Source organism: Xanthomonas sp. NCPPB 3200, from assembly GCF_056393585.1.
The window spans coordinates 1,364,749-1,378,130 of the sequence record NZ_CM150785.1 but is presented as its reverse complement, the minus strand read 5'-3'; the positions used below and the strand labels follow the sequence as shown (position 1 = coordinate 1,378,130).

Annotated in this window: 9 protein-coding genes and 1 riboswitch; of the genes, 5 read left to right on the top strand and 4 right to left on the bottom strand. The window is 66.4% G+C overall.

The features are described from left to right. Positions 1 to 67 precede the first annotated feature (67 nt). Together AC06DU_RS05930 and AC06DU_RS05925 are read right to left on the bottom strand one after the other, a co-directional pair. Complete coding sequence (locus AC06DU_RS05930; protein ID WP_016901679.1) at positions 68 to 469, bottom strand: hypothetical protein; 402 nt, start codon at positions 467 to 469, stop codon at positions 68 to 70. 16 nt (positions 470 to 485) lie between these two features. Continuing rightward, a complete protein-coding gene (locus AC06DU_RS05925) occupies positions 486 to 1,739 on the bottom strand; it encodes a multidrug effflux MFS transporter (RefSeq protein WP_024939474.1) in 1,254 nt (417 codons plus the stop codon). Positions 1,740 to 1,995: 256 nt separating this feature from the next. Beyond that, positions 1,996 to 2,110, top strand: a riboswitch (glycine riboswitch). Positions 2,111 to 2,208: 98 nt separating this feature from the next. Here AC06DU_RS05925 and gcvP point away from each other — a divergent pair. From gcvP to AC06DU_RS05905, 4 genes are all read left to right on the top strand, one after another. Further along, positions 2,209 to 5,139 carry an aminomethyl-transferring glycine dehydrogenase gene (gcvP, locus tag AC06DU_RS05920; protein ID WP_166771034.1) on the top strand — a complete coding sequence of 977 codons (2,931 nt, stop codon included), beginning with the start codon at positions 2,209 to 2,211 and terminating at the stop codon, positions 5,137 to 5,139. A 430-nt stretch (positions 5,140 to 5,569) separates the two neighbouring features. Further along, a complete protein-coding gene (locus AC06DU_RS05915; protein WP_166771033.1) occupies positions 5,570 to 7,216 on the top strand; it encodes a carboxylesterase/lipase family protein in 1,647 nt (548 codons plus the stop codon). A gap of 21 nt (positions 7,217 to 7,237) precedes the next feature. Next, on the top strand, positions 7,238 to 8,092 hold the full coding sequence (locus AC06DU_RS05910) for an aldo/keto reductase (protein ID WP_440584425.1): 855 nt from the start codon (positions 7,238 to 7,240) through the stop codon (positions 8,090 to 8,092). A gap of 205 nt (positions 8,093 to 8,297) precedes the next feature. Then, positions 8,298 to 10,406 (top strand): catalase, encoded by a 2,109-nt coding sequence (locus AC06DU_RS05905; RefSeq protein ID WP_478203791.1) that lies wholly within the window; start codon positions 8,298 to 8,300, stop codon positions 10,404 to 10,406. A gap of 829 nt (positions 10,407 to 11,235) precedes the next feature. On the opposite strand, the gene AC06DU_RS05900 is transcribed toward AC06DU_RS05905, so the two are convergent. Together AC06DU_RS05900 and AC06DU_RS05895 are read right to left on the bottom strand one after the other, a co-directional pair. Next, the gene (locus AC06DU_RS05900) at positions 11,236 to 11,961 is read right to left on the bottom strand and encodes an AraC family transcriptional regulator (RefSeq protein WP_024939479.1); all 726 of its coding nucleotides are present in this window, start codon (positions 11,959 to 11,961) and stop codon (positions 11,236 to 11,238) included. Between the two features lie 127 nt (positions 11,962 to 12,088). After that, positions 12,089 to 12,559: a hypothetical protein gene (locus tag AC06DU_RS05895; protein WP_478203789.1), complete on the bottom strand. Its 471-nt coding sequence runs from the start codon at positions 12,557 to 12,559 to the stop codon at positions 12,089 to 12,091. A 324-nt stretch (positions 12,560 to 12,883) separates the two neighbouring features. On the opposite strand from AC06DU_RS05895, the gene AC06DU_RS05890 reads away from it, so the two are divergent. Continuing rightward, the gene (locus AC06DU_RS05890; protein ID WP_167762925.1) at positions 12,884 to 13,288 is read left to right on the top strand and encodes a hypothetical protein; all 405 of its coding nucleotides are present in this window, start codon (positions 12,884 to 12,886) and stop codon (positions 13,286 to 13,288) included. The last annotated feature ends 94 nt before the right edge of the window (positions 13,289 to 13,382 follow it).

The window sequence follows — 13,382 nt, the reverse complement described above, 5'->3', positions numbered from 1 at the left end:
CACTGCCCGCTGACGCGGAATGGGCCGTGTCCGGAGCCGGTCTCGCCGACACCGCTGCGTTATGACCTCAGTTGGTGCGCGCAGGCACCAGCTTCTGCGCGAACTCGATCCGGAACGCCTCGAAATCCCTGCCATCGGCGGCCGCCTCGGCATGCGCCGCGTCCTTGAGCGCGTCCGAATAGGTCAGCCGCACCGGCGTGCCCTGGCGTTCGTGCAGCTCGGCCGCGCGCATGATCAGGGCCAGCACCTGGGCGGCGCTGGTGCTTTCGCCGGCAATGCGGCCGTCCATGCCCAGCACCCATTCGCCGTCGCGGCGGACGATGCCGGCCAGTAGCGTGCGTTGCTGGTCGCGCAGTTCGGCATGCGGCTCGATCGGCGAAACCGGCGCGGGATTGGCGGCGGCCTGGTTGCGCTGGCGCTCGGCGGCGCGCTTGCGGGCATCGCGGCGCAGCTTGGAATCGGTGGACATGCAGGCTCCTGTGAGGTCAGAGATGGTCGGCCGGCTCCAGAGGCACTGCCTCCTCGGCCTGGCGGCGGCGCAGACGGCGGCCGCTGCGGCGTTCCCAGCGCCAGAATAGCCAGCCCAGCAGGAAAAAACCGGTCATGCCGATCGCCAGATGGCGCGGGTGTTCACTCAGCAGCGGCGACAGCACCCCGGCCACCAGCGTATTGGTCATCAGCTGGGTGAAGGCCTGCAGCGAGGAGGCCAGGCCGCGCTGATGCGGGTACATGTCCAGCACCGCCAGCGCCAGGATCGGGAAGATCAGCGCCATGCCCACGCCAGCCAGGAAGATCGGCAGCACCGCCCAGGGCAGCGCGATCTGCGCCGCCGTCATGGTGTAGCCCAGGTTCGCCAGCGCCGCCACGCCGCAGCAGATGAAGCCGATGCGGATCTGCCGCACCGGGTCCATGCTGCCGGCCATGCGCCCGGACAGGAACGAGCCCAGGGTCATGCCGCCGATGGTGGGAATGAACAGCCAGGCGAAGTCGCCCTCGCCCAGGTGCAGGTGGCGCATGATCAGCACCGGCGCCGAGGCGATGTACAGGAAGATGCCGGCGAAGTTGAACGCACCGGCCGCCGCCAGCCGCTGAAAACGCGGGTTGAAGCCGATCCGCACGTAGTCGTGCATCAGGCGGCGCAGCTGCAGCGGCGTGCGCGCCTCCGGCGGGTGGGTCTCCGGCAGCCAGGTCAGCGTGGCCACCAGCAGCACCAGCCCGAACGCCACCAGGAACCAGAAGATCAGCGGCCAGCCGGCACCGCTGAGCAGGATCCAGCCGCCGATGATCGGCGCGATCGCCGGGGCGATGCCGAAGATCATCGACACCTGGCTCATCAGCCGTTGCGCATCCGCCCCCTGGAACAGGTCGCGGATCACCGCCCGCCCGACGATCATGCCCACCCCGGCCGACAGCCCCTGCAGCGCGCGGAATGCCAGCAGGGTGGGCAGGTCCTGTGACAGCGCGCAGCCCACCGAGCCGGCGATGAACAGCACCAGCCCGCCCAGGATCACCCGCTTGCGGCCCCAGGCATCGGACAGCGGGCCGTGCGCGATGCTCATCAGCCCGTAGGCGAGCAGATAGACGCTGATGGTCTGCTGGATCGCCACCTCGTCCACCGCCAGGCTACGGCTGAGCCGCGAGAACGCCGGGAAGATGGTGTCGATGGAAAACGGGCCGAACATCGCCAACCCGGCGAGCAGCAGCGCCATGCGACGGGTGGAAGGCGTGGTGGGGGTCATGCAGGGATCCGAAACGTGGTGCATCGGGGGGACGCACGCCGGCGCCGCCCTGGGGGCGGCGTCGGGATGGGCACAAGGGCGTCGATGATAGGCGCTCGCCGTTGCAAGGTTAAGCAAACCCGAGCGCATGGCCTGCCGCGTGCGCTCCGGCGCGTGCGCACGCAGGCTATAATCGGCCGGCAACACGGTGGGAGAAGCGGCACTGCCGCTGCCGAAGGCGCAACAGCCCGTAATCGCTCAGGCCCGATACCATCCGCAGTACAACTCTGGAGAGACCGGCCGATGCCGGCGCCGAAGGGGCACGGAACGCAGGCAGGCCCAGCGCCATGCCGCGTTCTTAAACTCTCAGGCAAAAGGACAGAGGGGCGCGAGGAAGACTGTCGCTGCGACAGGAGGTGATGCGCTGCGCGCGTCACGCCGGTCCGGTGGTTGTCGACCATTCGTCTGCCCCCTGCCCCGGATGCCCGCCATGTCCCAGACCACGTCTTCCTTGCGCGACCTCGAACACCACAGTGCGTTCGTCGAACGCCATATCGGCCCCAACGACGCAGAAATCGCACAGATGCTGGAGGTGGTCGGCCACGCCTCGCTGGATGCGATGACCGATGCGATCGTGCCCGGCAACATCAAGTCGCCAGCGGCGCTGGCGCTGCCCGAGGCGATCACCGAAGAAGAGGCGCTGGCCAAGATCCGCGCCATCGCCAGCAAGAACCAGGTGCAGCGCAGCTTCATCGGCCAGGGCTATTACGGCACCCATACGCCCAAGGTGATCCTGCGCAACATCCTGGAAAACCCGGCCTGGTACACCGCCTACACGCCCTACCAGGCCGAGATTTCGCAGGGCCGCATGGAAGCGCTGATCAACTTCCAGACCCTGTGCACCGACCTCACCGGCATGCAGATCGCCAACGCCTCGCTGCTGGACGAGGCCACTGCCGCGGCCGAAGCGATGACGCTGGCCAAGCGCTCGGCCAAGTCGAAGTCGGACACCTTCTTCGTGCACGACGCGGTGCACCCGCAGACGCTGGAACTGCTGCGCACCCGCGCCGAGCCGCTGGGCATCGTGCTGCGCGTCGGCACGCCGGAAGAGGCCTTGCAGGCCGAGTGCTTCGGCGTGCTGCTGCAGTACCCGGACAGCTTCGGGCACATCGGCGATCACGCTGCGCTGGCCGATGCGGTGCACGCGCAAGGCGGCCTGGTCGCGGTGGCCACCGACCTGCTGGCGCTGACCCTGATCGCCGCACCCGGCGAATGGGGTGCCGATATCGTGGTCGGCAATTCGCAGCGCTTCGGCGTGCCGTTCGGCTTCGGCGGCCCGCACGCCGCGTTCATGGCCTGTCGCGATGCCTACAAGCGCTCGATGCCGGGCCGCCTGATCGGCGTGTCGATCGATGCCGCCGGCAACCCGGCCTACCGCCTCACCCTGCAGACGCGCGAGCAACATATCCGCCGCGAGAAGGCCACCTCCAACATCTGCACCGCGCAGGTGCTGCTGGCCGTGATGGCCTCGATGTACGCGGTCTACCACGGCCCCGAGGGCCTGACCCGCATCGCGCGGCGCACGCATCGCCTTGCCGCGATCCTGGCCGCCGCCCTGCGCGGCGCCGGTGTCACCGTGGGCGAGCAGTTCTTCGACACCCTGCACGTCAAGGCGATCGATGCCGACGCCATCCACGCCAAGGCCCGCGCCGCCGGCATCAACCTGCGCGCGATCGACAGCGAAGCGGTCGGCATCAGCCTGGATGAAACTAGCACGCGCGCCGATGTGGTCGCGCTGGCCGCGTTGTTCGGCGCGCAGGCGGATGTGGACGCGCTCGATGCCGCCACCGCCGACGCATTGCCGCACGGCCTGCTCCGCAGCAGCGCGTTCCTGACACACCCGGTATTCAATACCCACCACAGCGAGCACGAACTGCTGCGCTACATGCGCTCGCTGGCCGACAAGGATCTGGCAATGGATCGCACCATGATCCCGCTGGGCAGCTGCACCATGAAGCTTAACGCCACCGCCGAGATGATCCCGGTGACCTGGCCCGAGTTCGGCGCGATCCATCCGCTGGCCCCGGCCGAGCAGTCGGCCGGCTACGCGCAGCTGATCGAGGAGCTGGAAGCGATGCTGGTCGAATGCACCGGCTACGACGCGGTGAGCCTGCAGCCCAACTCCGGCGCGCAGGGCGAGTACGCCGGCCTGCTGGCGATCCGTGCCTATCACCGCGCGCGCGGTGAAGCGCATCGCGACATCTGCCTGATTCCCGAATCCGCCCATGGCACCAACCCGGCGTCGGCGCAGATGTGCGGCATGACCGTGGTCGTGACCAAGTGCGATGCCAACGGCAATGTCGATGTCGACGACATCCGCGCCAAGGCGGAAAAGTACTCCGAGCGTCTGGCCGCGTTGATGATCACCTACCCGTCCACCCACGGCGTGTTCGAAGAGGACGTGGTGGCGATCTGCGAAGCCGTGCATGCGCATGGCGGCCAGGTCTACACCGATGGCGCCAACATGAATGCCCTGGTCGGCGTGGCCAAGCCCGGCAAGTGGGGCTCGGACGTGTCGCACCTGAACCTGCACAAGACCTTCTGCATTCCGCATGGCGGCGGCGGCCCGGGTGTGGGCCCGTGCGCGGTGAAGTCGCATCTGGCGCCATACCTGCCTCGTGCCGGCATCCATGCCGGCGAAGGTCAAACTGCCGCCATCCATGGCGGACTCAACTCCGAAAGCGGGAGTGGACACTCCTCGCGCATCGGCGGCATGGTCAGCGCGGCGGCCTACGGCTCGGCCTCGATCCTGCCGATCAGCTGGATGTACGTGACCATGATGGGCAGCGGCGGCCTGCGCAAGGCGACCCAGGTGGCCCTGCTCAATGCCAACTACATCGCCAAGCGCTTGGCGCCGCACTACAAGACGCTGTACACCGGCCGCAACGGCCTGGTGGCGCACGAGTGCATCCTCGACATCCGCCCGCTGGAAAAGACCAGCGGTATCGGTGCCGAAGATATCGCCAAGCGCCTGATCGACTTCGGCTTCCACGCGCCGACGCTGAGCTTCCCGGTCGCCGGTACCTTGATGGTGGAGCCGACCGAAAGCGAATCGCAGCACGAACTGGACCGCTTCATCGACGCGATGATCCAGATCCGCGAAGAGATCCGCGCCATCGAAGACGGCCGCCTGGACCGCGACGACAACCCGCTCAAGCACGCCCCGCACACCGCCACCCAGGTGTCGGCCAGCGAGTGGACCCACGCCTACCCGCGCGAACTGGCCGCCTTCCCGCTGCCCAGCCTCAAGCAGCAGAAGTACTGGCCGCCGGTGGCACGCGTGGACAACGTCTACGGCGACAAGAACGTGATGTGCGCCTGCATCCCGGTGGATGCGTACAAGGACGACGTGGAGGCGTAAGCGCCACCACCAGGTAAAAACGCGAAACCCAGCCGGTCACATGGCTGGGTTTTTTGTTGCCGGGCCGGGACGGGACGGGACGGCGCTGCAGCCGACACAGGTTTTGCGTTTGCCACAGCCAAGGCGATAGCCGGCTCTTCATGGGCAGCGATGAACGATTGCCCTCCGACGCGTGCTGCGCTCATCGCACCGCACTCGACCAGGTGATAGCGATGCCATCTGCCCGTCGCAGGCGGATGCATCAACACTTCATGCAGGACGACTGCGCCAGTAGGTACACATGCGCCGCAGGCAGCGATACCCGCTCACTCCCCAGCAACACGTGTACCCGGCCATCTCATGCCGGTGCCCTACCAACCACACGTTTGCCTGCCCTACACGTGCGGTGGAGATGATGGCGGACGTCCTCACGCACACGGCAGACCTGCGCATGCTTCAGCTGAAACACTTCGGCATCCTCCTGGTGGCCTGCACGCTGGCCGCGTGCGCGCCACGCCGCCCTGGCGAGGTGCCGGCGCTGGTGCACGCGGCCGATGCGCAGGCCGAGGTGGTGCAGACCGATGCCGGCGCAGTCCGCGGTGTTGCCGGCGCGCAGGGGCGGGTGTTCTTGGGCGTGCCGTTCGCCGCGCCGCCGGTGGGCGCATTGCGCTTTCGCGCGCCGCAGGCGGCGCCCGCCTGGAAGGGAGTCCGCGATGCCACCCAGGCCGGGCCGGCGTGCCTGCCGCGTTATCGCTTCGGGCAGAAGCAGGTGTCCGAGGATTGCCTCACCCTCAACGTCTATGCGCCACCCGGCCCTGCGCCGGCGCATCCGCGCGCAGTGATGGTGTGGATCTACGGTGGCGCGCTGGAGCTGGGCAGCAATGTCGACTACGACCTGAGTGCATTGGCCGCGCGGCAGAACGTCATCGTGGTGGCGCCCAATTACCGGCTGGGGGTGTTCGGTTTCTTCGCGCATCCGGCGCTGCGTGGCGAGGGCGAAGGCGCATATGCATTGCTCGATCAACAGGCTGCGTTGCGTTGGGTCAGGCGCAACATCGCCGCCTTCGGCGGCGATGCGCACAACGTCACCGTGTTCGGTGAATCGGCCGGTGCCTGGAGCATCTGCTATCAACTGGCCGCACCGGGCGCGGCCGGTCTGTTCCAACGCGCAATCCTGCAGAGCGGCAGTTGCCTGGCCGGCGATTCCAGCCTGCCGCGTGCCGAAGCCGAGCGCGGCGGTGTGCGCATGGCGCAGACGCTTGGCTGCGAGCGCTCAGGCGATGTTGCCGCGTGCCTGCGCGCATTGCCTGCCGACAGCGTGGCCGACGCAAAACCGCAGCGACGTGGCCTGACCGGCAGCGATGCGTGGGCGCCGATGTCCGGCGGCGAGGTGTTGCCGTTGCCGCCCGCCAAGGCGATCGCCAACCTGCAACATGCGCAGGTGCCGGTGCTGATCGGCACCAACCGCAACGAAGGGCGGCTGTTTGCGCAGCTGCTGTCCTACATCGGCAAGCTCAACCTGCGCAGCGGTTATGAGGCGCGCCTCAAGCGCATGCATGCCGACCCTAGCGCGATCATGGCGCGCTACGCGGACGTTGCCGCGCAATCGCGCTGGGATGCGTTTGCCGACATCGTCACCGATGGCGGATTCGCCTGCCCGGCCCGCCGGCTGGGCCAGGTCTTGCGCGGCCGCGCGCCGGTGTATGCGTACGAATTCGACGACCCGCAGGCGCCTTACGGCCTGTTGCGCCTGCCGTTCTCGCATCCGCTGGGCGCGTATCACGCGTCCGAGCTGGTGTACCTGTTCCAGCGTCCGTGGGTACTCAGTGGCGAGCCGGCGTTCACGCCGGCGCAGCAGGCCTTCGCCAATACGCTGCAGGATTACTGGGGCGCGTTTGCGCGCACCGGCGATCCGAACGGGGCTGGCCGTCCGCAATGGCCGCGCTTCGATGGCGACGCTCCGTTGACGCTGTCGCCCGGCAGGATCGGCGCAACGCCCGACTTCGCGCAACGGCATCGCTGCACGTTCTGGGATGCGCAGGCAACGCTGACGCCACCACACGCGACCGCAACGCCGGCACAGTCACCCTCGCATTGATCGCATCATCAGGAGCCACCCATGTCCGTTTCCACCTCATCCCCCTGCCCCACGGTGCGCCTACGCAACGGACGCAGCGTGCCGGCACTCGGGCTCGGCTCGTGGAACCTGGGCCAGGGACGACACGCGCCGCAGCAGGAGATCGATGCGCTGCAGACAGGCCAGCAATTGGGCATGCGCCTGATCGACACCGCCGAGATGTATGGCAATGGCCGGTCGGAGCAACTGATCGGCCAGGCCATGGACAGCGCGCAGCGGCCTTATCTGGTGTCGAAGGTGCTGCCGAGCAATGCCAGCGCACGCGGCATCGCGCGTGCCTGCGAGGCCAGCCTGCAGCGGCTTGGCGTGCGCACGCTGGATCTGTATCTGCTGCACTGGCGCGGTGGCAGCGAGCTGCGCGAGGTGGTCGATGCCTTCGAGGCCTTGCGCGATGCCGGCAAGATCCGCGACTGGGGCGTATCGAATTTCGATGTGGAGGACATGCAGGACCTGTGGGAGATCGAGGGCGGGCAGCATTGCCTGGTCAATCAGGTGCTGTATCACGCCGGTAGCCGCGGCATCGAGTTCGATCTGCTGCCGTGGTGCGCACAGCACGAGGTGACGGTAATGGCGTATTCGCCGCTAGGCAGCCGCGCATTGCTGGATCACCCGGTACTGCACGCGATCGGCGAGCGACGCGGCGTGGCCGCAACTGCGGTAGCGCTGGCATGGGCGATCCGCAGCGGCCAGGTCATTGCCATTCCCGAATCGGGAACGCCCGCGCATGTGCGCGCGAATGCAGCTGCGTGCACGCTGCACCTGGACGCGCAGGACCTTGCCGAACTGGACCGTGCGTTCCCGCCACCGACGCGCAAGCAGCCGCTGGATCTGCTGTAGTCGGCATGTAACGGTCGCGTTCGCTGCATGCGCTTGCAGACGTGCGTCGGCACATTGCGTGACCGACGCATCGGACGGCTGCGATCCAGTGCAAACTTTCGGCTGCATGTGAGTATTCGTTCGCATGCAGACACGTGCACTTAACAGCGCCCCTCCCAGGCTCAGTGGATCAGCCCGCATTTCAAGCCCGCCAGAGTGGAGTCCCATGCCCAAGTCCCCCAGCAAGTCCGCGCAACTTCCGTCCACCGCTGCTGTCAGCGCAACTCCCGAAACGTTGCGCGGCACGGGCGATGAATTGCATCAGAAGGCCGGCGGCACCCATCCGCAGCTGACCACCAACCAGGGCATTCCGGTTGGCGACAACCAGAACTCGCTGCGCGCCACGCCGCGCGGGCCGACGTTGCTGGAAGACTTCATCCTGCGCGAGAAGATCACCCACTTCGATCACGAGCGCATCCCCGAGCGCATCGTGCACGCACGCGGTAGCGCGGCGCATGGCTATTTCGAGCTGACCAAGTCGTTGAGCCAGTACACCACTGCCAAGATCTTCACCGAAGTGGGCGAGAAGACGCCGTTGTTCACGCGTTTTTCCACCGTCGCCGGTGGCGCCGGCTCGGTGGATACGCCGCGCGACGTGCGCGGGTTTGCGGTGAAGTTCTACACCAAGGAAGGCAACTGGGATCTGGTGGGTAACAACATCCCGGTGTTCTTCATCCAGGATTCGATGAAGTTCCCGGACCTGATCCACGCGGTGAAAATGGAGCCGGACCGCGGGTTCCCGCAGGCCGCCAGTGCGCACGACACTTTCTGGGACTTCATCTCGCTGAGCCCCGAGTCGATGCACATGATCATGTGGGCGATGAGCGACCGCACCATTCCGCGCTCGCTGCGCATGATCGAAGGCTTCGGCATCCACAGCTTCCGTTTCCTCAATGAAAAGGGCGACAGCACCTTCGTCAAGTTCCATTGGCGCCCCAAGCTCGGCCTGCAGTCCACGATCTGGGACGAGGCAGTGAAGATCGCCGGCGCCGACCAGGACTTCCATCGTCGCGATCTGTTCGAATCGATCCAGAGCGGCGACTTCCCCGAGTGGGAGCTGGGCGTGCAGCTGTTCACCGAGGCGGAAGCCGATGCATTCCCGTTCGATCACCTGGATTCGACCAAGGTCATTCCGGAAGAACTGGTGCCGCTGCAGATCATCGGCCGCATGGTGCTCGACCGCTGGCCGGACAACTTCTTCGCAGAGACCGAGCAGGTCGCGTACTGCCCGGCCAACATCGTGCCCGGCATCGACTTCAGCAACGATCCGCTGCTGCAGGGCCGCCTGTTCTCGTATCTGGACACGCAGCTGAGCCGCCTGGGTGGACCGAACTTCCACCAGATCCCGGTCAACGCGCCCAAGTGCCCGTTCGCCAACAACCAGCGCGACGGCCATATGCAGATGGGCGTCCCCAAGGGCCGTGTCGCCTACGAACCCAGCTCGTTGCAGGCCGATGCACCGCGTGAGGCGCTGCGTGGATTCCCCAGCCATGCGACACCGGCCGAAGACGGCGCCAAGGGCCGCGTACGCGCAGCAAGTTTTGCCGATCACTACAGCCAGGCACGCATGTTCTTCCGCAGCCAGACCGCACCGGAACAGGCGCATATGGCATCGGCGCTGGTGTTCGAGTTGTCCAAGGTGGAGACCGCGCACGTGCGTGAAGCCATCGTCGGTCACCTGCGTCACATCGACCCGACGCTGGCACAGCGTGTGGCCGATGGCATGGGCATGACCACGTTGCCGCCGGCGCCGCCGGCTGCGGTCGCACCGACCGACATGCCGCTGTCGCCTGCCTTGCAGCTGATCGGCAAGATGAAGGACACCTTGCAGGGCCGCACGGTCGGCATCCTGATTCACGATGGCTCCGATGCAGCGACGATCAAGGAGGTGCGCAAGGCCGCCGAAGCCGCCGGTGCCACGGTCAAGATCGTTGCGCCGAAACTGGGCGGCGCCAAGCTCAGCGACGGCAAGCAACTGGCTGCAGATGGTCAATTGGCCGGCACACCCTCGGTGGTGTTCGATGCAGTGGCAGTGGTGTTGTCGTCGGAAGCTGCCAAGGCGCTGACACGCGAATCGGCGGCGCTGGATTTTGTCAGCAATGCGTGGGCGCATCTGAAGGCAATCGCCTTCGACGATGGCGCGCAGCTGCTGCTGAAGGCCGGCAATGTCGGCAAGGACGCGGGTGTGATCGCGGCGGCAGATACCAAGGCATTCATCACTGCCGCCAAGACCCGCCAGTGGGCACGCGAACCAAAGGTGCGCATGTTGGCGTAACCGCATCCGCATAGGCTGCACAGGCTTGGGCGCGAACGACTCCACGTCGTTCGCGCCCAAGTCGTTGATGCGGGTAGCAACTCATCTTCAGCAGTAGATCAACGCGTCCTGTGCAACGGCCGGCCTTCAGCCATTCTTTTGGCCGCGTCTACTAAACAATGCTGCGACTTGGAATCCTGGCTGTCTTTATGTCGTTGCGCGGTTGTGTCTTTGGGGTGTGGGCGCGCGCGGCCAGGTCGGCAGTAGGGCGGCGGGCTGCGGTTTGGCTGCGAGGCCCTTGCCCGCCCACCGTCGCAGGACACGCCGCAAGTACGTCCCTGTAGGCTCTTACGCGGCATCCATGCCGCGTAAGGTCCCGCGACGGTGGGCGGGCAAGGACCTGTCGAGAGGGTCGGTGTGCACGTTTGCAAGCAAGAGCATGCGGTGCGCTGTGTGGATCACTCTGGGTCCAACTGGCTTCTCACCGCCTTCTCGTTGCAAGCGGAGTAGCCGATACGCTTTCAACACGTGACCTCTCAACCTTTCATCTGCCAGGCTGGGCAACAAGCTTTCAGGAAAACAGCCGACCAACTATCTGGTGCGGTGCCCTCGCCGCTTGCGGGACCGTGTGGCGGCATGGATGCCGCCACCGAGCCTCCATGGACGGATTCACGGCGTGTCCCGCAAGCGGTGAGGGCGCCGCACACTCGACGAACCAGGCTTTCGACTGCATCTACCAAACGAAACTGCAACCCGGAATCCCGATGGATTCACACAGTTCCCCACAAGCATTACAGAGGAGCCGTGCTCGACCGACTCAGCAACTGAGCAGTCGTCTTGCTCAGTCGCGCTAAGCCGGTTCGGCAGGAAACTGCGCCGCGTTCGCCAGCGCGCGGTACTCGCGTGGCGTCATGCCGACCGCCAGCTTGAACTGCCGTGCGAAGGCGCTCTGATCGCTGAAACCGCAGGCATGCCCGATTTCGGTGAGGCTCTTGTTTCCGTGCAGCAGATGCATGGCCATCTGCAGGCGTAGCTTGGCCAGCACCTGTTGCGGAGTGAGTTGAAACACCTTGCGGAACGAGCGTTGCAGCTTGGACATCGAAAACCCGGTGATCTCCACCAGCGCCTGCATGCGCACGTTCTGCGCGTAGTTGGCGTTGAGGTACGCCAGCGCGAGCCGCAGTTTTTCGTACTGCGATTCGTGCCCGTCCTGCGGCCCCAGATCGCGCGAGATGCCGATGATGCCCTGCACCTTGCCATCGACCAGCAGCGGACGTTTGCAGGTCAGGCACCAGCCCGGTTCGCGGTTGGCGAACAGATGCAGTTCCAGCAGGTTGTCGATCACTTCCCCGGCCAGCACCTGCTCGTCCTGATTGGCGTAGTTTGCACCCAGCCCGCTGGGATAGACCTCGGCAACGCGCTTGCCGATCAATTCCTTGCGCGATTTCAGGCCCAGGCGCCGCAGCATGGTCTGGTTGACGTGGGTATAGCGGCCCTCGCGATCCTTGACGAAGAACAGCACGTCCGGCACCGCATCGAACAACGCTTCCAGATCGGCAGGATCGATGCTCTTCATGGAGGTCATGCGGGACTGGACTCGGGATCAGGAAAGACGCAGCTGGCGCTAACGCGCGCCACCGATGCAGGCCGCAGCGCATGCAGCGCCATGATACGCCGCGCGCCCCAGACGCCGGCGCACTGGCTCAGCGCGGGTTGTCGGCCACCTTGGACGCGGCCGGCGCAGCCTTGCTGTCCACCGCCGCTGCGGTGGGGTTGCCGATGCGATCCAGCGGCACCTGCTGCGCGCGCCAGCCACTGACCACCGCCGCGCCGGACTGCGAGCCGACCTGCACCTGCAGGCGTGCACTGCCGCCGGGTGCGATGAACTCGACGGCGCAATCGCCGGCGGCCATGCAGCTGTCGGCGGCGAGCGGATCCACCAGCTGCCAGCCCTGCTCCATCACCGCCTGCGCAAACGCGCGGTAGCCCATGCCGGGCTTCAGCGTGGCCGGCAGCGGCACGGCCGGATCGCTGGCCACCGCATCGGTGCCAACTGCGGCAGTCGCAGCCACGGGCGCGCTCGCGGGCACGGCGGCGGGCCGCGATGCGGCATTCAGGGCAGGACTACAGACGAGGGCGAGCGCCCACAATGAGGGGCGGAACAAGGTGCGCATGCAAACGGTCCTTGCGATCCTGGCAGGGAGCTGAGGAAGTTAAAGAATCGCTATTTTGACATGGCTTGCGTGTACTGCGGCACTGCTGGCTCATGCTGGCATTCAGCCAGATGCGGTGATCCAGGCCCTCTCCGCGCGCCACAAGCGAACTCATCCAGGCATGGACGCTGCCAGCACGCAACACCGTACCTGCGAACATCGTCTGACGGGCGAAGCGCAATTGCGCAGACCTCGGGTCGAACGCCGGACCAACCCCGGCATGCCGGCAGAGTCGCCATCTCCGCAAGCGCGTTGCATCATTGCGGTTTGATCGTGGAGTACCCGATGCCCGACACCAACCCTCCCGCCTATGCGGTCGGCCAGCTTTGGCGCTGCCGTGGGCGTACCGCGACGGAGACGCCGCTGCTGCTGATCAACCAGATCGATGTGCATCCCCACGGTGGCCAGATCCTGCACGTGAGCATCAGCGACATCCAGGTACGTCACGCAGGATTGCCCGCTGGAATCCTGGACGCGCTGCCGCACATCCCGGTGATCGCGCAGACCCTGGAGCGCAGCGCTGCCGAACACGTCGGCACTGCCGCGCCCAATCAGGATTACCTGCCGGGTTATGCAGAATGGAAGGCCGCCTTCGACGCCGGCAATGCCGGCTCGTTCGGCATCGCAGTGGCGGAGATCCTGCAGATCGTGGAAGGCCAGTTGGCCAAACGCGATCAGCTGCCGAACTGAGCAAACCGAACAACCCTGCGACCCGCATCAAAGGCCGAGGTCTCACGCGTCATCGCCGCACCAACCGGCACGCCGCTCCAGGCGGCGTGCCGGT

Bases quoted from the DNA above. Each gene is read 5' to 3' on its own strand.
- AC06DU_RS05930 (WP_016901679.1), bottom strand. From the start codon at position 469: ATGTCCACCGATTCCAAGCTGCGCCGCGATGCCCGCAAGCGCGCCGCC.
- AC06DU_RS05925 (WP_024939474.1), bottom strand. From the start codon at position 1,739: ATGACCCCCACCACGCCTTCCACCCGTCGCATGGCGCTGCTGCTCGCC.
- gcvP (WP_166771034.1), top strand. From the start codon at position 2,209: ATGTCCCAGACCACGTCTTCCTTGCGCGACCTCGAACACCACAGTGCG.
- AC06DU_RS05915 (WP_166771033.1), top strand. From the start codon at position 5,570: ATGCTTCAGCTGAAACACTTCGGCATCCTCCTGGTGGCCTGCACGCTG.
- AC06DU_RS05910 (WP_440584425.1), top strand. From the start codon at position 7,238: ATGTCCGTTTCCACCTCATCCCCCTGCCCCACGGTGCGCCTACGCAAC.
- AC06DU_RS05905 (WP_478203791.1), top strand. From the start codon at position 8,298: ATGCCCAAGTCCCCCAGCAAGTCCGCGCAACTTCCGTCCACCGCTGCT.
- AC06DU_RS05900 (WP_024939479.1), bottom strand. From the start codon at position 11,961: ATGAAGAGCATCGATCCTGCCGATCTGGAAGCGTTGTTCGATGCGGTG.
- AC06DU_RS05895 (WP_478203789.1), bottom strand. From the start codon at position 12,559: ATGCGCACCTTGTTCCGCCCCTCATTGTGGGCGCTCGCCCTCGTCTGT.
- AC06DU_RS05890 (WP_167762925.1), top strand. From the start codon at position 12,884: ATGCCCGACACCAACCCTCCCGCCTATGCGGTCGGCCAGCTTTGGCGC.